Here is a 19488-nt window from a genome sequence, read left to right on the forward strand (position 1 = left end):
TTAGCCTTTGTTTGCTATCTCTAAATAAAAGATTTTCTGCTCATCCGCATGAATAGTATTTTCTCCTGTATTTATTTTTTTTGAAAATAGGGCTTCGGTTGAGTATCTTTTGTAAAATGCATTGTAAAAATTTAATAAAACGAATTTTGTGAATGAGTAAGGACAAATAGGTCTTGAAACAGGAATACGGCAGTTTTCTGTATGTCCGAGATGTAAATGAGATTTTGGTTCGAGAACGAGTTTATGCCTCTCATCATCTTGATCGTAATCAAATCGTAAAGGCGTTTTCAATAGGTATGTATCAACGACTTCAAGATATAACTCATCGATTTCATACTCTATAAAAGCGGAATCATAATCCTCGAGTAATGGGCTTGGATAGAATGCCAATCGATGCTCAATAATCTTTCGTCTGTCGGTTTTGTAATAGTATTGAAGCAATCCTCCATCGATTAGTTTAATTGTGTAATTTTTCGATTCTTCTATTTCAGAATAAATAGTCAAATAATCTATATTTGAACCAAAGCCAATACCTGGTGTATAGTTAGCCCAAGAAATCAGACTTTCTTTTAGAATAGGTTGATTTTGATCTGTTGCAAGACCTTTCTCAATCAAAAACAAGAGAATTTCTTTTATAGCTTTCAAAATTTCAGTTTGCTTATTTTTTTTCAACTTAAATGATCCAAAAGAGATTTTCTTATATTCTCTGGTATATCTTCTTTTTTTATGGTTCCTTCTTTCAAAGAAGAAAGTATCAAATTTAATGATTCTTTTGATGTTTCAACAGATTTTTGTTCCTGAGGAGTCATATCTCTGTAAACAGTTTCCATTAAAGCTAATTCTTCTTTGGTCGGGTACTTGAAATCTAATGTGAAATCTTTTTCTCGAATTTTTTCATATTCTTCAATTAACCCCTCCATTTCTTCACCATATCCACAGATACGAACCCATCCTTTGCTTCTTGTAATTGCAGTAAATAGGATATTCCTCTTCTTTTGTAAATTATAACCAGAGTAACAAAATTGAGAGTCAACTATGTATATGAAAGCAGCTTCGTTCCCTTTTGCTCGGAATATACTTGTAAATGTTATTGAGTCATTTTGAAAAAAAGCATCTGGTGATGTATTCACACCTGCGATATGAGATTTAATGCCTTTTTCTAAAAGCATTTTTCGAAGTGGTCCCATTTTTTCTTGCACTTTTCTGGCATCTGAATAAATAACAATTATATCATTACAAGATAGTTCTTCATTCTTAAGATTGTTTTCAATATCGTTTGCCACCCACTTAACCTGCTCATCAAATCCAGAAAAAAGTTCACATTTAATAATTTCAGAATCTTTATCTATCTTTTCTAAAAATAAGGGTGATGAATCTGAAGTTCTTTCGAGTCTAACGTCTTTTCCTAATTCTAATTCTCCACGGGTTACTTCATACCCCACATCAGACCATAATGTTTCATTGCTAAACATTTGAACTGGTCCTTCATTCCTATAGATTCCAAAACCAAGGGCATGTGCTGTAACTAATGTTGGTCGTGAATTCCGGTAGCATTTATATAGGATTATGTCTTCTTTCGGTTTACCAGCATTATTGCGCAATTCTGTTCCTTTCCCAAAGATTTCTTCGATATCGAGATTTTGAGGAGTCCCTAATTGCTGAAGCTCATCATATGCCCAAACAAGACGCTTATTATCTTTTACAAAGTTATGGCAAAGTTTGATGAAGGACTCTGGAACATCTTGAGCCTCATCGATTAATATAATATCAAACTGTGGATTTGGTTCTACTGTCGCTTCAAGAGCTGTTGAACAGGCAAAATCAAAAGGGTCATCAAATCCACATTTGGATTTTGCGGATCTGAAATCATAGTATTCAAGACCATGCGATTTACAATAATCATAGTAAATTCCAGGAGAATTACTACTTCCCCAAGTTTGAAGGATTTTAAGATTTTCTGTTGGTTCCTGTGAGATTTGTTCGATAGTGAATTTGGTTATTAGTGATTCAAACTGTTGTTTAAGTGCTCTTGTATGGTAGGTTACTCCAATTTTCCATTCTGGGTAGATTGAATGTAAATATGCAACTTTCATTGCCAATACTATAGTTTTTCCAGAGCCAGCTAATCCTCGAATTCTCTGAAGGCCTTCACTTGTTTCCAATACTGCTTTTGCTTGTTCTCTATCAAGAGTAGCTATTGCAGCATTTACTTTTGCAATTTTAGCCCCTCGCGAATTATCTTCTGTAAATGTTTTAATTTCTGCTTTCTTAATTTTTGTGGCAACTTGTATTACAGATACTAAAGATTCAAATATTTCAGGATGTTTCCATCTTTCTTTTTTTTCAAGATATGGCTTAACATCACCCTTATCATATAGGCATGAATCGTTAGAGCCGCTACAACCTGGTGCAAATGAAATTACATCAATATCAACAAGCAAATTTCTTCTGTTTGTGAGTGATTTATTCTTTAATAAATTGGCTTGTAAAACATTAAATAGCTCGTCTTGAATTTCAATTCTGTCTGAAAAATCCGTCCCTTCAACAAGGTCGAAAATTATAACTCCAAATTCTTCAGAGATAAAAAGGGCATCTATCGCTGTTCCAAGACCTATAAGAGGATATCCCAGAAAAAGCATTCCATTGTAATCCATATCTTGAAATGCATTATCTAATAGCGAAGATGAACCTTGTTTCTTTATTACACCTCGAATAATTTCTACCATCTTGTTATCCTTTTCATAGTACTTCTATTATGCGCCTACTAACTCTTCAGCTATCATTTCTGCCTGTTTTAAAACGGTATCCGTAGCCAGTTTTTGCATATCTGGTGGATAACCATAACGGCGAAGAATACGCTTTACAATGACCTTCAATTTTGCCTTCACACTCTCTTTAATAGTCCAGTCGATAGAGGCATTCTCCCTAACCTTATTAAACAGTTCAACAGCCAGCTCCCTAAGCTTGTCTTTCTCCATAACCTCTTTGGCACTGTCATTATTTGAGATGGCTGTATAGAAGGCATATTCATATTGTGTAAGTCCCATTTCTTCCGGTTCTTTATCCATCTCATGGATTTCTTTAGAGAGGTTGATGAGCTCTTCAATTACCTCAGCAGCAGTAAGAATCTTGTTGTGATATTTCTTGATGCTATTCTCAAGCATCTCCATGAGGCTTTTACTCTGGATGAGATTTGTCTTCATACGTGTTTTAATTTCATCATTCAGAAGCTTCTTCAAAACCTCAAGAGCTAAGTTTTTATGCTCCATATTCTGTACTTCAAGGAGGAATTCTTCTGATAAAATGGAAATGTCTGGCTTTTTAATTCCGGCAGCATCGAAGACATCAATAACCTGGTCTGTAACCAAAGCCTGGTCAACAACCTGTCTGATTGCAGTTTCAATCTCTTCATCTGTTGAACCAGAACCTGTTCCATCAAACTTAACAAGACGAGCTTTTACAGCCTGGAAGAAGGCAACTTCATCTTTAACATCCATAGCCTGTTCATGGGGAACAGCTATTGAAAAGGCTTTAGAGAGGGAGGTAACTTCATCTATATATCTCTTCTTACCATCATCGAGCCCGAGGATGTGTTCTTCTGCTTCCAGGATTAGAGATAGCTTTCTACCAGTATCAGCATCGAAGTAATCTTCATAGGGGAAGCCGTGGAACATCTGGGATACGACTTCTAACTTCTCAAGTAGAAGATTGACTGCTTGTTCCTGGGCAACTGCCGGATCACCTTTTCCTCCTGAATCAGAGTAGAAGGAGAGTGCTTTCTTTAAGTCAGCAGCAATACCGAGGTAATCGACAATCAAACCACCAGTCTTATCCTTATATACCCGGTTTACCCTGGCAATGGCTTGCATCAGGTTGTGACCTTTCATTGGTTTATCAATATAGAGAGTATGCATCGAGGGAGCATCAAATCCAGTCAGCCACATATCTCGAACGATAACCAGTTGTAATTCATCATCAGGGTCTTTCATCCGGTCTGCAAGGTCTCTTCGTTGCTGCTTGGTTGTATGGTGTTTGGATATCTCAGGACCATCAGAAGAGGCAGAGGTCATAACAACCTTTACAACACCTTTGTTCAAATCATCGCTGTGCCATTCCGGTTTGAGGGCAATAATCTCTTTATACAGTTCAGCTGCAATCCGTCGGGACATGGTAACAATCATTCCCTTACCATCTATCACATCATTTCTTTGTCCGAAGTGACGGACGATATCTTCTGCTACATGTCTTATTCTGTCTTTACTTCCGATGAGGGCTTCCAACTGCGTCCACTTTGCTTTTGCCTTCTGGGTTTCAGATAACTCATCAGTTCCAATCTCATCATCTAAATCCTCAACCAGCTTCTTGCCTGTAGCACTGAGGGCTATCTTTGCCAGACGGCTTTCATAATAAATACGGACTGTCGCACCATCTTCTACAGCTTGGGCAATATCATAGACATCGACGTAATTACCGAAGACTGCCGGAGTATTCACATCAGTACTTTCAATAGGTGTTCCGGTAAAACCGAGATAAGTTGCATTGGGGAGGGCATCCCTCATGTATTTGGCAAAGCCATAAACAATCTTCTTTCCGATAATGTTTCCTTCATCATCTTTGTCGTCGATAGTTTTAGCCTTGAACCCATATTGAGTTCGGTGTGCTTCATCGGCAACAACGATGATATTATTTCTCTCAGAAAGAGTTTCATAGACATTGCCTTCTTCAGGTTGAAACTTCTGAATAGTGGTGAAGATTACTCCACCAGAAGCTACCTTTAAAAGGTCTTTCAACCTATCCCTGTTTTCAGCCTGGATGGGTTCCTGTCTGAGAAGCTGCTTTGACGCTGCAAAGGTATCAAAAAGCTGGTCATCCAGGTCATTACGGTCTGTAATAACCAATACTGTTGGATTATCGAGAGCCAGTACAATCTTTCCGGTGTAGAAGACCATGGATAGAGATTTTCCTGACCCTTGCGTATGCCAGACCACTCCACCTTTTTTATCTCCTATAGGTTGGTCATTGAGAGATTTTAATGATGAAAAATTTCCTAATTTCTCTGTATACCCAGAAGCTCTGAGGGTTGATTCAACAGCTCTGTTTACTGCGTAGTACTGGTGATAGGCGGCAAGCTTCTTGATGGTTTGCTTTTGATTGACCCCAGTCTCCTTATCAACCTTTGTATTCTCTTCAAAGACTATGAAATGCCGGATAAGATCGAGGAGTGTTTTCTTATTCAACATTCCCTTAATCAAGGTTTCCATCTGGCTGATGGTAGAGGATGCTTCAACCACACCATCAGATGTCTTCCAAGCCATGAAACGACTCATGCCAGAAGAAATTGTTCCGGCCTTAGCTTCCAGGCCATCTGAAATGATAAGAAATCCATTGTAAGTAAAGAGTGTCGGGATGGCATCTTTGTAGGTCTGGAGTTGCTTGAAGGCTGAATGGATTGTTGCATTTGCATCAGCAGCATTTTTCAGTTCTATGACGACCAAAGGTAGTCCATTTATAAATATAATTACATCAGGTCTCTTGTTTAGATGGTCTTCTATGATGGTGAATTGATTGATGGCAACAAACTCGTTGTTATCAGGCTTGTCAAAATCAATAAGCCAGACTTTATCACCCTTAGCATCGCCTTCATGCTGATATTCTACAGTGATTCCTTCGGTGAGTAATTTATGAAAAGTTTCGTTATTAGAAATCAATTCCGGTGAATTAATACGCTGTATTTGCTTTATTGAATCTTCTTGGGCATCATAGGGGATGGTAGGATTTATCTTCTGGATGGCCGAACGAAGTCTGCTGACGAGAATAACTTCTTCAAAGGTCTCTCTTTCTGGAATGTCAGAGTCGGGTGCTATTTCTGGCCCATAGATGTATTCAAATCCTTGTGTTTCAAGGAGTTCTATTGCATATCCTTCTATAGCTGATTCAGTTATTTTACTACTCATATGCTACCTCAGTATTTGGAACAAACCGAAGTTTGAGTATTCGTTCAAAACCATCAAATAACCAATCCATTTTTCTTCTCAGTTTATTGAAGTCTATCCAGTACTCACCATCTTTAAACCCTTCTCCATATCTGAAGGTAAATGATCCTGAATCATGTTCATGGAAATCTATTATGATTTGTTTTGCTTTATCCGGTATAGAGACATCATGTTCCATTGAATTCTGTACTACATGATTTAAGAGTTTCTTCAAGTTATGATTGTATTCTTTAGGTCTGAAATCATTATCCCATTTTGAAAGAATGACCTTAAGATAGAGTTCTAATGTGTGTCTATAGAGAAAGAGTAGAGGATTGATCACTTCATATGGTTCCATTTTGTCTTGAAAATTGGAGAGGAGTATTTCAATGGAGGATCGATAATAGAATACCATATCAGCATTGTCGACAGTTGAAGCCATTCCTCCCCACAAAGCTCCATGATTCCAAGTCTCATCTAAATCATTAGGAACATCTTTAAAAATCATATCTCGACCTTCACTTCTCCAGACATCAGTTTGGGTAGAAGGGTATCTCTTAGCGCAGTTAATTTTGTTACTTGTTGAAAATTGTAATGTAGACGTTCAGTGATAGAACTGAAGTTATCATTGATTACTGAGATAATTTCAATCGATGGCAATACTACAGAGAACTCTTTTAGATGGTTATTATTAACTCGTTGACGTCCACTTGAACCTTCCATACATCCTTCAGCATAATCTCTAAAGGTTTGGTTTTTAGACAATGCATATGTGACAAATGGATGGAATCTTTCTTTTGCCCTCATTACAATAAATTCTGTTGATCCCCAGCCTACGGAATCTTCATTGAGAAAAGTTACATAACATGTTTTCCCATTTTCAAGACATGGTGTGATTCGAGCTAATAACGTATCAAAGTTTCTGAATTTAGTTCCTGAATTAAACTCCCTTTCATACCAATTTGTTGGGTGAAAAGATGAGGTCTGAACTCTTGCCATCTCTAAATAATCTGCCATTGATCCTTTAGGAAGACTTTCACGAGGATTAAAGTCGATTATTTCTGTAACTTGAACTTCTTTTCCGTCTTCATTTTCCACAAACCACTGCCGAAATAGCGACTCAGCCATCGCTTCCAATGTCTTATTCTGGCGGTGGAGGAGGTCAATTTTATCATCGAGGGATGAGAGAACTGAGGCTATGGCTTTTTGTTCTGGGAGGGGTGGGATTGAAACAATATGTTCCTTGAGAATATCCGTTTTGAGATTAGTAAAAATTGACCCATTTCCTTGAATAAGAAGAGCCTCTCGTTCTTTTATCAAGAGATAATAAAGAAATAGTTCATCAACACCATCTAAATCTCGAATGAGGAGCCATCCATCATGTATACAAGCACGAATTTTCATGAATCGTGGCAATCCTGGCGTCGCACTATTAGATAAAATCAAATCTCCAGGAAAAACAACTCTACTTTTAGATTCACCTTCAACTTTTATGCATTCCTTTGTTTTTGTTATAAAGCGAGAAGCATTCTCTGTTGCATCAGCAATTTTTACCCATGGTGTTCCTTCTTGAGATAAATAATCATGTATAGGTCTCGGAGAACCTCCTCGAGTTATAGTACAGAACTCTGAAATTTTACATTCCTGCCACTCACTCATACCAGCTTCACCTTATTCAGATTCTCAAGTATGAGAGTATTCAACCGTTCTTCTTCTTTAAGCTGTTTTTCAAACTCAGCTTTCAAAGAAGTAAACCTTTCATTGAAATCGAAATCATCCTCTTCTTCAGGAAGACCAACATACCGACCAGGTGTTAAGACATAATCCAGTTCCCGGACTCTATCCACTGATGCTGAATTGCAGAATCCCTTAACATCTTCATATCCACCAACAACAGACCGCCAATTGTGATAAGTCTCAGCGACCTTCTGAATATCTTCCTCTGACAATTCCAGAGTCCGTCGATTTATCAGATGACCTTCATTCCTTGCATCAATGAAGAGGATTTCATCCTTTCTATCCCTAAATCCACCATTCGTCTTATCCCGGCTTAAAAACCAGAGACAAGCAGGGATTTGAGTATTAAGAAACAACTTGGCAGGGAGATTGACAATACAATCCACAAGTCCGGCTTCAATCAACTCTTTACGGATATCACCTTCACCAGAAGTCTTAGATGTGAGAGAACCTTTTGCCAATACAAATCCGGCAGTGCCTTTGGGAGATAAGTGATAGAGGAAGTGTTGAATCCAGGCATAGTTGGCATTCCCAGAAGGAGGTGTACCATATTTCCAACGTCCATCCTGACGAAGTAGATCACCAGACCAGTCACTATCATTAAATGGGGGATTGGCAATAACAAAATCTGCCTTCAAATCTTTATGGCTATCATTCAAGAAGGAACCTTCATTGTTCCATTTTACCTGTGAGCTATCAATTCCTCTGATAGCCAGATTCATCTTTGCCAATCTCCAAGTAGTTTGATTACTCTCCTGACCATAGATGGAGATGTCGTTGACTTTACCTTGGTGCCCTTCAACAAACTTTTCTGACTGAACAAACATACCACCGGAACCACAACAGGGGTCAAACACTCTTCCTTTATATGGTTGAAGCATTTCAACAAGCATTTCTACTACAGAACGGGGAGTATAGAATTGTCCTCCCTTCTTACCCTCTGCAAGGGCAAACTCCCCAAGGAAGTACTCAAATACATGTCCCAGGAGGTCAGCACTTCTGGCTTTAGCATCACCAAGAGCTATATTCCCAATGAGGTCAATCAAACCTCCAAGATTGGTTGGGTCCAGATTACCACGGGCAAATACTTTGGGAAGAACGTTCTTAAGGGATGGATTGTCTTTTTCTATGGCATCCATGGCATCATCAACAATTTTACCGATAGTAGGAAGCTTGGCACTATCCTGTAGGTAAGTCCATCTGGCAATTTCCGGGACAAAGAAGACATTTTCTGCCTTATATTCATCTTTATCCTCTGGGTCTGCTCCGGCAAAGTCTCCTTCACCGGCTAAAAGCTGGGAATGAAGCTCCTCAAATGCATCTGATATGTATTTCAGGAAGATGAGTCCGAGGACTATATGCTTATATTCTGCTGCATCGATATTCTTTCTAAGCTTATCTGCGGCTTTCCACAGTTGTTTTTCAATAGGTTCTTCAGTTTTTGATTTTGCCATTCAAGGTCTCCAGTTCATTTAAGAAAGGTATATTAACTCAACATGAGTATAGCAGAGAACTGGATTTATTTCATTCAGTTTTAAAGGAAATGACGGGATACGAGATTTGAATGTGGTAAGATTTCACTATTGAAAGCTAAAGCCAGTTCCACCGGAAGTGATGAATAAGAATATTTTTATTAAATTCCGGTAATAAAAAGCAATTTTAATTAATATTTTGCAATCTTGGCATCTATATATGATTTAAGATTATTATCTTCATCAACAATAAAGTCACCGGTATCCCAGTTTAAATTTGCTAAGGCAGTATAAATCTCTGTTTTTTCAATTTTTGATGAAATGAGATTACTTCTAAATCTTGCATATTCAAATGTTTTATTTATCATTGCAAGTAATTCCAATAATCCGTAGATTACAGATAGGATATAGTGAGGGATCTCAATGATTGAATCATCGGCTTTTGTTAACTCTGAAATTCTTGAATGATTTATCTGTAATTTTATTAGAATTGATATCAGATGATTAGAAATGACTTCATCATCCTCATATTCAATACATTTATTAAAAATATGCTCGTGATCTATAGGGAAATCAGGTAGTTTTGATTCAGTCCCTAACCTTCGATGTGGTCTATCACTACTAAGCGAGATAGCATACCAAACTTCGGATAATATTGGAGCACAGTCTCTGCAATATGCATAAATATAGCTTAATGATTTTGGCAATAAAGACCGTGCTGAGCGAAGTGCTTTCTTTTTTTTCTCATCTTCATGTTTTCTTGTTATTAAGAAGATAAAATAACTTGTGATTGAAGCAAAAGCTCCAACGATGATTCCTTGCCATCTATCCCATACATCTTGAACATACAGCCAACTAAATCCTCCGATAAACCATGGAGCGATATACATACTGATTATGTGTATAGTTATTAGAGTGAAAAGAATGATCTTCGTAGTTTTACGCTCGAGAATATTCATAAAGCAATATTATACATGAGTCTTTATAAAAGATCATTCAAGAAATTGGATGATTATCTCTTATGCGATGCTGAATCCTAACTGTTTGTCATCTCCAAGAATGCTCAGGCACATCATAATTGGGATACTCTCCTTTGAAGGGGTTGGACTTCTCAAGATAAGCATCAACCCATTCCACCCATTTGGCGAAATCACCCTCCGGTTCTCCTTTGTGTATTGAATAGTGAGATTTTATTGCATTTACGTACTCGGATAGCTCTTTATGATATCGCCACTTCTTATATCCATCTTCGAGTTGGGATATACGTTGTTTCTCAATCCTGGCTAAACGGTCTTTTTCAGCTTGCTCTTTCTGTCTTCTCTGCCATTCTTCTTCTCGTTTTTTATGATATGCAACATATTCCTTTTTCCAGGCGGCAGCACGGATGATTTGATGAATGACTGATTCCAACCTGTCTTCGATTTTACTCTTGCCATCTGTCCAGGATTTCCGCTCATCCATTGAGAAGGAACCTGTATAAATTTCAATCTTCAAAACTCGGGTGGTGATGTATTCATAATCCTTGTAATAGTATTTCTTGGGGTCTTTCATAGTAATTGGCTGTTTTTTAGAGGATTCTGAAATTTTCATGGTAATGTCCTCATCCATTATATGAAATGAAGAACCATACTTCGATTGAACAATACCAAATCCCAACTCCTCCATTGTAGAGCAGAGGGATTGCAAGATGATTGTTGCTCGGTCCAGGCTGTCCGCACCGATACTCACTGCAAATACATCCTCACCTGAGACTGAAATACGGTTGTAATCGTCACTCCATCCCTTTTTTATCTTTCTCTTAAACACTTTCCGGGTATTATGGACATATGCATGTAGATTTTCAAGGTCATCACAGACGGAAACAGTGTCCAACTTTTGAAATAGTGTTTCAGCTTCTGCGAAAGCTTCTGGAACTAATCTTGGTTCAGGTTCTTTATCATTTGGTGTTGGGGTGCTGCGAATAAGTAACTTCGGAGCATTTTCATAAGGATACATTTTAGGTTTAGTAGGAGCTTTACCAGCAGCTTTCTTTGCCCAATAACCGACTGGTGGTTTAGGAACTTTCAACTTTTTACAGGTCTTTGACAAAGCTACATCCGAAACTCCATATATCTTGCAGAACTCAATCATAGGAGATTCCCACACCTCTTTATACAGTTTTTCCCGGTCGTAATACTCAGCCATGACTTTTTACCCTATGGTCTTCAAGCCATTCTTCCAGTTCTGAGACTTTGAAAAGAGTTCGGTTACCTACTTTGAAGTGGGGGATGGTTGCTTCTGAGGTGTATTTATAGAGAGTCTGCTTGGAGAGGTTGAGGAAAGCAGCAGCCTCCTTCATATCCATATTCGTCTTTTGAGGTCTCTCTGGTTTACTTGCTCTGGCGGTGGACGGAGTATTCTGAAGGATGGGACCGAGTTTACTTTCAACGACACCAATTTCAAATCCTTTGGCAATCATGAGAACTGTATTGTAGAAATGGTCTGCATCACCGGTAGCACAGGTTATGGTCATTTCCATCTTGTATTCATTCATATATAGCTCCTGTCAGTGGAATGATGAAATTTTACGTCATTCCAGATAGAGGAGCAAACCGGATTGTCCCACCAGTAGAACAGAATAGCAAAAAATTACCACATTCCGGTCTGTCATGGGGTGTGCCGGGACTCAAAAAGATTAAATACATGACTTTTTGCTCATTTTAGGAGATAATCCGCTTAGAGGCATTGCTATGAGTAATCACATTACGAAAATCAATAACATTAAGAATATGGCAGTTTTCAAGGATTTCCAATGGTCTCAATCTGTGAGAGATCAGGGGAATAATGTAGATGAGTTTAAGAAGATTAATATTATATATGGGCGCAACTATTCAGGGAAAACTACATTATCACGTATTTTAAGGGCACTTGAAACTGGTTCAATATCTGAAAAATACAATTCACCAGAGTTTGATATTTCATTTATGAATGGCAATCATGTAACTAAAAAGGACGTTGGTAGTGGACAATTAATCCGTGTTTTTAATGATGATTTCATAAAAGACAATTTGCGTTTCATTATTGATGACGAAAAGGACATCAACTCATTCGCAATATTAGGTGAAGATAATGCAAAGCTTGAAGAGGAGATTGCAGACAAAGAAGCATCTCTGGGAAAACTTGAAGAGAAATCAGGCATCATTGGTAAATTGATCTCTGCAGAGATTGATTATCATTCAGCTCAAAAAGCCCATTCTGATAAAACTGCTGAATTAGAACAGAAATTACGGGATAAAGCCAACAAAACTGGAACAGGGATAAAGCACAATAAATCCTTTGGGGATGCTAACTATAATGTCACAAAAATTAAGGCAGATATTGCATCGGTCTCTTTAGATTCTTACAACCCAATATCTGATGAACAAATCACAACATTTTATGAACTTCTCAGAGAAGAGCCTAAAGATGAAGTTATTGAATCTACTGAATTTGACTTAAAATATGATGAAATCACCGAGAAAGCTAAAAGACTCATTGAAAAAAAGATAATGGCTTCAGACCCAATACAAGAATTATTAAATGATGCTGCTTTAGCTTCGTGGGTTAGATCAGGTCGAGAAAAACATCAAGGGAAGAGAGATAGATGTGCTTTTTGTGGAAATATTATACCTCCCAATTTGTGGAACAAACTGGATAAGCATTTCAATAAAGAATCTGAAGAACTTAGACAAGCCCTTGATAATGTTTTGAAAGAAATCACCACAGAACAAAAGAGAACTTCAACTCTGCTTGATATTAAGGATTCAGAATTCTATTCACAATTTTCAGATAAATTAGATCTACTGAAAGAAGATTTTTCGAATACATTTACCCTATACATTAATAGTTTGGAGTCTGTTAAGGAGCAAGTCAATAAGCGTAAAGATGATATCTTTTTTCCTTTAACCTTTGAAGAACCAGGTTCTGTCGCTGATGATCTCAATGTTCTTCGTTCTCAATATGAGAAAATTCGAGAGAAATCAAATAAGCTGACAGAGAATTTGAGCTCTAATCAAAAAAAAGCCCGATCAGCTCTACGTCTCAATGAAGTTCATACTTTTTTAGAGGATATTCATTATGCTAATGAATGTTCAGCTATCGAATCTTTACAGCAAGTTGTTACCGATGCGGAGACAAAAAAAAATCAAATAAAAGAAGATGTTGATTTCAAAAAAGCTGAAATCAAAGACCTTAAAGCCCAACTTAAGGATGAGAGTAAAGGCGCAGAGCGTGTAAATGATTTTCTAAATAATTATTTTGGACATCAATTCCTTTCTCTAAAGGCAATTGAAGAGACATCAGGAGATGCCACAACTGGCTATCGTTTCGAAGTGACTCGAAATTCAGAAAAAGCTTATCATTTGAGTGAAGGAGAATGCAGCCTTATTGCATTTTGCTACTTCATGGCTAAACTTGAAGATTTTGAGACAAAAGGAAACCAGCCAATAATATGGATTGATGACCCCATATCGAGTTTAGACGCCAATCACATATTCTTTGTATATAGCCTTATCAATTCAAACATAGTCATACCAGAAGAGTATTCCGAAGATGGAGAAATTAAAAAAAGGGAAAGATTCAGCCAGTTATTTATATCCACCCATAATTTAGATTTCCTCAAATACCTTAAACGCCTACCGGGTGCTCTCAATAAAAAAAACTCTCGATACTTAATTGTCACACGTGTAGATGACGAGAGTACGCTATCATTAATGCCACGATATTTAAAAGATTATGTTACCGAGTTTAATTTCTTATTTCATCAGATTTATAAATGTGCAAATACAGATATTGAGTCAGATGAAAGTCATAGTATTTTTTATAATTTTGGAAATAATGCGAGGAAATTTCTTGAGGCATTTCTATTCTATAAATTCCCCAACGCCGTGGAGAAAGATGATAAGCTTTACCGTTTTTTTGGAAGAGATGCTCTCTCATCAGCTCTTACAGATAGAATAAACAATGAATACTCTCATTTGGAAGGGCTGTTTGAACGTAGTGTAATGCCTGTAGATGTTCCAGAAATGAAGTCTACTGCAAAATTTATTTTGGATAAAATTAATGAAAAGGATCCTGAACAATACGAGGCATTGTTACAAAGTATAGGTGTAGAACAATAATGCCTGAAATAACCTTAATCTGCACACAACACGCTGAAAAAGGTGCCTGTAATTTCCATGATTTATACCACATTGTTGAGCAGATACAGCCAGATGTAATCTTTGAAGAACTCCCTCCCTCCGCCTACAATGATTTCTATATTGAAAAAACCAGAGACAACTTGGAAACAAGAACCATCAACGCTTATATTGAAAAACATCCGATAGAGCATGTCCCCATAGATTTAGAGTTAGACCTCACCTCATTCTTTGAGAAGAATGGAAGACTACATCATCGAATTGAAGCCAACAGCCGTGATTACAGGAGTTCTGTGGATTGGAACACTCAGTATGTTTACCAATATGGATTCAAATACTTAAATAGCGAGCACTGTGAAAAAATAACTTCTCAGATTGACAATGCTATAGATCAGACTTTAGATAAACTGAAAGATGAAAAGCTTAATCAAATCTTCAATGAGTGGAATGATGTTATCGAGAGACGAGAGCAGGAGATGATAAGCAACATCTATCAGTACTGCCGTGACCATGATTTTGAAAGGGGATTATTCTTCATAGGTGCAGCTCATCGAAAGTCGATTATTGAGATGATACAGGCCAGGTTTAAAGATGATGGAGTAAACTGGAAATATGAAAACTATAATGGAATCTTGTAATAGCGTAAGATTTCCACATTCAAATTAAGGCTAATTGATGATTACTATTCTGCTTGTACTATTACACTCAGTAATCCAACATTAGGGATTTCTAACGCTTCTCCGTATTCTGGATGAAATCTGTGCAGAATAAAGGGAACATTGGTTTCTCCACCAGCATATCCAGTAATCTCTATATCATACCGTTGGCCATTCTCCATAAGGCATTGATAGATATCACCATCGAGTTGTTTAGTGATAGAACCTTTAATTTTCAAAATAGTACTCCTTTATTCAGTTATAATAGCACATTTTATACGGGGATATCTGCTGCGCCTACCATCATGGGAAACAGTAATTCCCGTCGGGGATATGTGCTGCGCCTACCACAGTAGCGGATGTCGAAATTAGTTAACGCTATTATATAATATTAAAATAGTACAGAAGATCTTTTCATAGTCTCATAGATAATCGTTGTTAAGACTCATTTCGATTTACATCTTATTTTCGGAATTAAAAATCGAGCCTGTAAATTTTTCTATGTAAAGCTCATTTACTATATCAAAATCGCCCTTCATATTCGATGGCGAATCTATTCATGGCAGGCTTCCAGTTTCGAAGCGGCATAGACCATTTTCTGGAAGCTTGTTCAATAGCCAGATAAATCATCTTAAATGCTGAACCATCATTTGGGAATATCTTCCGGTTTTTGATGGATTTTCGAATCACTCTATTAACCGATTCTATGGCATTGGTCGTGTAATTGACTTTACGGATTTCATCGGGATAATCAAATAATGTGATAAGATTTTCCCAGTTATTGTACCAGCTTTTGCTTATCGAGGGGTACTGACAATCCCATTTTCCAGCAAATCGATCCAACTCTAATCGAGCTTCCTGTTCAGAGATAGAGCTGTAAATTTTCTTCAAATCAGCCGACAGGATTTTCCGATCTTTGTAGGATACATACCTTAGAGAGTTGCGGACCTGATGAACGATACAGAGCTGAATTTTCGCTTTAGGAAACTCTGTACTGATCGCATTGGGGAATCAAGTGAGACCATCAACACAAGCGATGAAAATATCCTGTACTCCTCGATTTTGGAGCTCTGTAAGAACGCTGAGCCAGAATTAGGCTCCTTCCGTTTCTGCTATACACAGGCCGAGAAGTTCCTTTATCCCCTCAGTATTAACAGCAAGAGCGAGAAATACGCTCTTATTGATGACACGCTTGTTCTCCCGTACTTTAATGACAATATAATCCAGGTAGAGGATGGGGTAGACAGGATCTAGAGGGCGATTTTGCCAAGCTACGACCTCTTCCATAACCCCTTCGGTGATCTTTGAGATCAGTGCATGAGAGACGTCAACATCGTACATTTCTTTGAAAGTGTCTGAAATGTCCCTGGTCGTCATCCCCTTGGCATTAAGGGTTAATATCTTGCTATCGAGGTCTTCGCTGCGACGCTGGTTTTTCTTTACCAGTTCGGTTCGAATGCAGCTTCCCTGTTTCTTGGAATTTCCAATTCGATTTCAGCATTGTCTGTCTTTAAGGTTTTCTGGGTGTAGCCATTGCGGGAATTGCTCGACGGCCTTTTCCCGTTTTTCTATTCACCAAGATGCTCCTCCATTTCTATTTCCAGAATACGCTCCATGGCGACCTTGGCCAGCATCTTGGTCATGGCTGATACATCTTGTGGTGTTTTCAGATTCCGAGCCAGCTTATCTGCTAGCTCGTTAAATTCTTCGGTGTCGTACAAATTAAAAGCTCCTCTCTTCTTATACAAAGATTTGGAGCTTTACACATATTTATTTACAGTCTCTAAAAATCACAAAGCAATCAGATCAATATATCATTTAAGTTGATTTAGGCTATTTTCAAAATAAGAAATTTTTGTCCTATAAAACTCTACTTCTAATTTATCAGAAATCTGATTGCATATTTTCATCTTTTTAATTCTACCTTTCTTCTGATATTTAATTGCCTGATTTCTTAGATCTCTAGCTCTATTTATTAGAAAGAATTGCCCATTATGCTCCCTTTGAGTTCTGTAAACTGCGTGTATTGTATAACGACTCAAATATTCATTTGAAGGAGCCAGATATAATGTGGTAACGCGATATCCTGTAAACCTACACACAAAATAAAAACGGTAATTTCCGAAAGGGCATTGAACTGCCTCGACATATGTATAAATAGAATGTCCATTATGTGTGCCATGGAGATAGGCAATCGAAGAATCTGAAGTCATTGTAATTTTAATATTATTATATCCAGGCAAAGCATCCAGGTTTTGATTAAAAAGACTGTGCTGATCAAAATATAATTTTAGAATAGGAGACAGAATCTCAATGGAAAAAGATTCAAGATCTTCTATGATTGGATTTCTACTGTATTTGTGCCGTCCCATTCCTTATTATATCATATACTTACTATAGAATTGGTTCGCTAACAGGCTCGTTTTTTTCCGAAATACTTTGATTTTTAGTTTGTAAAACGGTCCAAAATCTCTTATTTGGACCGTTAACCGAAGTATTTCAATCAAACGAAGGTTGTTGATCAACCATAATATAAATCTACATCTAAAAAATCCTTAATATGTTTGGATAAAAATACAACTGTAGATAATAGAGCTTCATCAAATTGTTCCATAACAGGTGTATCAATAGGCTCACCGTCAAAAATAAGAGGATAGAGCTCATATGAGTTTTTATACAAAGCATCGAGAAACAAGATGCAATTTGTATATCCGTGAATTTGAGACTTATTAACTTCAATTCTTTCTGAAATATTATTTATAAGAGCTTCCGACGCTACTCTTTTGTCTATTGACATTACTTTTCCTCCAAAAAATATATAGATAATTTTATTCTTCTCAAATACGCGGAGGTGGACGGGAGGAGTGTTTATTAATGAGTTTTCCTTGCGGTACTTCTTCTTCATATATCTTTGCTATGAGCTGATTCTTTCTTGAAGAGGTCATTTTCAGTTTCTTTAAATATGATTGAAGCTCGGCTTCAGTGAAAGTTAACCGAATTGCGTCATAAAAGGTTAGGGGGGCTTTGATTTTTTTTTGATTCTCGTCTATCTCAGGCCAGTTCAGTCTGATCTTTTTTGATTTTTCCCCAATTTTAAAATCAGAAGATCGATCTATAATGTTTAGAGATTCTAACTCTTTCAAATAAAAACTGTAGTCTCTGGCATTTGAGATAGATTTCAATCGATCGCTATGTATGGGGAAAAAATCAAGATGGGGATATTGTTCTCTTTTTATGCAAAGGAGTTCATAGAGTAGAGTGCTACGACTCAGATTTCCACAAAAATAAGTGAGAATATTGGCAATATCTGTCTTACAGATAAAAATCTCTTTTCTAGTGGTACAGGAAGAATAATATTGATTCCAAATCCAAGTGGATTGTCGGTGAATCTCCTTCCTGATTCTTTCTTGATTTCCATTATGGATCTCATCCGAAAGATGATTGTGTTTGTTCCTTATCCAGGAAAAGACAATGTCTTCAGCTCTCATTTGGCTATATCCCATTGATTTCAGATAGGCAAGAGTCTTGAATTGACTATGGTGACGGCTGTGGGATTTAAATAACCCATTGTCCAATAGATGTTTTCCTTCAATGAAAGAGGTTTTATTTTCTAAGATAGGCAATCCTGGTTGTTTCAGTTCATGAATATTACTGTTAGGTTTATCGCTTTTATTCTCATTGGTGACTTGAGATTGGTCGCATCTGATCTTTGAAGGTACTTGGTCCAGTTCATATGGTTCTAATGAAAGAAAATGTTGCATCTGGCCTTTCCAATGCATATCTGGAAATGAGCAAAATAATTGGTTTGTTCCAAAGGGAAGTCGGATTTTTCTCTTTCCCCAGGGGTACAATTCGACATCCAGACTGTCACAGTAAGCAGCTAACACAGAACGCAATTGAATTACAGTTGATGAAGCTCCATGATATTCAGGACGGAACAAAATATGGTAATGCCCTTTACTCTGGGAAGTGCAAACCATAGAATTGCGCATCGAGAGCTTTAGTTCGGCGCAGATTGTTTCAACTTTATTCCATCCTCCTGAATCTATATCTATCAAGCCGAAAAGGCAGCTCTCCCCGGTTGATGTTCCAACAATAATCTTCTGATCCAGGTGTTGTTGCACCAGATTTTTACTTAAACCATATCCCCTATTGATCTCAGTCCACATTTTCTCGGAATTTCTCTTTTTCAGGATTAAAGGTTTCTCAAGCTTTGCAAAAACACGTATGTATTCGCTAAGCAATAGCTTTTCCTCAATCATTTATCTGATATCCAATAGGTGTAACTACGTTGGATTCCATAAAATCATCCAGGTCTTTTTCCAGGAAGAGAACTCTCCGGCCAGTCTTGTAAAACTTTAACTTCCTCGCTGAGACCAATTGGTAGATATAGGACGGAGTCCCTATATGTCAACATAGTTGAAGGATCACTTTAAAAGGAGTTTCAACTATGAGATACAGTCTCGGATTCAAAGAGACACAGGTAAAAAAGGTA

Annotated in this window: 16 protein-coding genes and 1 pseudogene; 2 read left to right on the forward strand and 15 right to left on the reverse strand. The window is 37.4% G+C overall.

Annotated features, from left to right (window positions below; all coding sequences use genetic code 11):
• The 9 genes from HNR50_RS15880 to HNR50_RS15920 form a co-directional block, all read right to left on the reverse strand.
• On the reverse strand, positions 1 to 672 hold the full coding sequence (locus HNR50_RS15880) for a DUF2290 domain-containing protein (RefSeq protein ID WP_184747768.1): 672 nt from the start codon (positions 670 to 672) through the stop codon (positions 1 to 3).
• Positions 669 to 2726, reverse strand: a complete 2058-nt coding sequence (locus HNR50_RS15885; RefSeq protein WP_184747769.1) for a DEAD/DEAH box helicase — start codon at positions 2724 to 2726, stop codon at positions 669 to 671. Before HNR50_RS15885 ends, HNR50_RS15880 begins: the two co-directional genes overlap by 4 nt.
• Before the next feature lie 27 nt (positions 2727 to 2753).
• On the reverse strand, positions 2754 to 5954 hold the full coding sequence (locus HNR50_RS15890) for a type I restriction endonuclease subunit R (RefSeq protein ID WP_184747770.1): 3201 nt from the start codon (positions 5952 to 5954) through the stop codon (positions 2754 to 2756).
• Positions 5947 to 6480 (reverse strand): hypothetical protein, encoded by a 534-nt coding sequence (locus tag HNR50_RS15895; protein WP_184747771.1) that lies wholly within the window; start codon positions 6478 to 6480, stop codon positions 5947 to 5949. The genes HNR50_RS15890 and HNR50_RS15895 overlap by 8 nt, the downstream gene beginning before the upstream one ends.
• Positions 6477 to 7631 (reverse strand): restriction endonuclease subunit S, encoded by a 1155-nt coding sequence (locus tag HNR50_RS15900; protein WP_184747772.1) that lies wholly within the window; start codon positions 7629 to 7631, stop codon positions 6477 to 6479. Before HNR50_RS15900 ends, HNR50_RS15895 begins: the two co-directional genes overlap by 4 nt.
• Positions 7628 to 9163, reverse strand: coding sequence for a class I SAM-dependent DNA methyltransferase (locus HNR50_RS15905; protein ID WP_184747773.1), 1536 nt, complete (start codon positions 9161 to 9163; stop codon positions 7628 to 7630). The genes HNR50_RS15900 and HNR50_RS15905 overlap by 4 nt, the downstream gene beginning before the upstream one ends.
• Positions 9164 to 9372: 209 nt before the next feature.
• A complete protein-coding gene (locus HNR50_RS15910) occupies positions 9373 to 10140 on the reverse strand; it encodes a hypothetical protein (protein WP_184747774.1) in 768 nt (255 codons plus the stop codon).
• Between the two features lie 88 nt (positions 10141 to 10228).
• The gene (locus tag HNR50_RS15915; protein WP_184747775.1) at positions 10229 to 11365 is read right to left on the reverse strand and encodes a hypothetical protein; all 1137 of its coding nucleotides are present in this window, start codon (positions 11363 to 11365) and stop codon (positions 10229 to 10231) included.
• Complete coding sequence (locus HNR50_RS15920) at positions 11358 to 11714, reverse strand: helix-turn-helix domain-containing protein (protein ID WP_184747776.1); 357 nt, start codon at positions 11712 to 11714, stop codon at positions 11358 to 11360. Before HNR50_RS15920 ends, HNR50_RS15915 begins: the two co-directional genes overlap by 8 nt.
• 235 nt (positions 11715 to 11949) lie before the next feature.
• On the opposite strand from HNR50_RS15920, the gene HNR50_RS15925 reads away from it, so the two are divergent.
• The gene (locus tag HNR50_RS15925) at positions 11950 to 14319 is read left to right on the forward strand and encodes an AAA family ATPase (protein WP_221439903.1); all 2370 of its coding nucleotides are present in this window, start codon (positions 11950 to 11952) and stop codon (positions 14317 to 14319) included.
• Positions 14319 to 14975: a hypothetical protein gene (locus tag HNR50_RS15930; RefSeq protein ID WP_184747778.1), complete on the forward strand. Its 657-nt coding sequence runs from the start codon at positions 14319 to 14321 to the stop codon at positions 14973 to 14975. Before HNR50_RS15925 ends, HNR50_RS15930 begins: the two co-directional genes overlap by 1 nt.
• Before the next feature lie 44 nt (positions 14976 to 15019).
• Here HNR50_RS15930 and HNR50_RS15935 read toward each other — a convergent pair whose 3' ends face one another.
• From HNR50_RS15935 to HNR50_RS22860, 6 genes and pseudogenes are all read right to left on the reverse strand, one after another.
• Positions 15020 to 15232 (reverse strand): hypothetical protein, encoded by a 213-nt coding sequence (locus HNR50_RS15935; RefSeq protein WP_184747779.1) that lies wholly within the window; start codon positions 15230 to 15232, stop codon positions 15020 to 15022.
• A gap of 283 nt (positions 15233 to 15515) precedes the next feature.
• Positions 15516 to 16714: pseudogene (locus HNR50_RS15940) on the reverse strand (IS256 family transposase).
• A gap of 93 nt (positions 16715 to 16807) precedes the next feature.
• Positions 16808 to 17365, reverse strand: a complete 558-nt coding sequence (locus tag HNR50_RS15945; protein ID WP_184747780.1) for a hypothetical protein — start codon at positions 17363 to 17365, stop codon at positions 16808 to 16810.
• A 149-nt stretch (positions 17366 to 17514) separates the two neighbouring features.
• Positions 17515 to 17790: a hypothetical protein gene (locus tag HNR50_RS15950; protein ID WP_184747781.1), complete on the reverse strand. Its 276-nt coding sequence runs from the start codon at positions 17788 to 17790 to the stop codon at positions 17515 to 17517.
• A 40-nt stretch (positions 17791 to 17830) separates the two neighbouring features.
• Positions 17831 to 19255 (reverse strand): hypothetical protein, encoded by a 1425-nt coding sequence (locus tag HNR50_RS15955; RefSeq protein WP_184747782.1) that lies wholly within the window; start codon positions 19253 to 19255, stop codon positions 17831 to 17833.
• Positions 19248 to 19400, reverse strand: a complete 153-nt coding sequence (locus HNR50_RS22860) for a helix-turn-helix domain-containing protein (RefSeq protein WP_425506747.1) — start codon at positions 19398 to 19400, stop codon at positions 19248 to 19250. The genes HNR50_RS15955 and HNR50_RS22860 overlap by 8 nt, the downstream gene beginning before the upstream one ends.
• Between the last annotated feature and the right edge of the window lie 88 nt (positions 19401 to 19488).

Source organism: Spirochaeta isovalerica (genome assembly GCF_014207565.1).
GTDB lineage: Bacteria > Spirochaetota > Spirochaetia > DSM-2461 > DSM-2461 > Spirochaeta_F > Spirochaeta_F isovalerica.

Coding starts and splice junctions, on each gene's coding strand:
- HNR50_RS15910 (WP_184747774.1), bottom strand. CDS start 10,140: ATGAATATTCTCGAGCGTAAAACTACGAAGATCATTCTTTTCACTCTA.
- HNR50_RS15950 (WP_184747781.1), bottom strand. CDS start 17,790: ATGTCAATAGACAAAAGAGTAGCGTCGGAAGCTCTTATAAATAATATT.
- HNR50_RS15900 (WP_184747772.1), bottom strand. CDS start 7,631: ATGAGTGAGTGGCAGGAATGTAAAATTTCAGAGTTCTGTACTATAACT.
- HNR50_RS15885 (WP_184747769.1), bottom strand. CDS start 2,726: ATGGTAGAAATTATTCGAGGTGTAATAAAGAAACAAGGTTCATCTTCG.
- HNR50_RS15945 (WP_184747780.1), bottom strand. CDS start 17,365: ATGGGACGGCACAAATACAGTAGAAATCCAATCATAGAAGATCTTGAA.
- HNR50_RS15920 (WP_184747776.1), bottom strand. CDS start 11,714: ATGAATGAATACAAGATGGAAATGACCATAACCTGTGCTACCGGTGAT.
- HNR50_RS15925 (WP_221439903.1), top strand. CDS start 11,950: ATGGCAGTTTTCAAGGATTTCCAATGGTCTCAATCTGTGAGAGATCAG.
- HNR50_RS15915 (WP_184747775.1), bottom strand. CDS start 11,365: ATGGCTGAGTATTACGACCGGGAAAAACTGTATAAAGAGGTGTGGGAA.
- HNR50_RS15905 (WP_184747773.1), bottom strand. CDS start 9,163: ATGGCAAAATCAAAAACTGAAGAACCTATTGAAAAACAACTGTGGAAA.
- HNR50_RS15955 (WP_184747782.1), bottom strand. CDS start 19,255: ATGATTGAGGAAAAGCTATTGCTTAGCGAATACATACGTGTTTTTGCA.
- HNR50_RS15890 (WP_184747770.1), bottom strand. CDS start 5,954: ATGAGTAGTAAAATAACTGAATCAGCTATAGAAGGATATGCAATAGAA.
- HNR50_RS15895 (WP_184747771.1), bottom strand. CDS start 6,480: ATGATTTTTAAAGATGTTCCTAATGATTTAGATGAGACTTGGAATCAT.
- HNR50_RS15930 (WP_184747778.1), top strand. CDS start 14,319: ATGCCTGAAATAACCTTAATCTGCACACAACACGCTGAAAAAGGTGCC.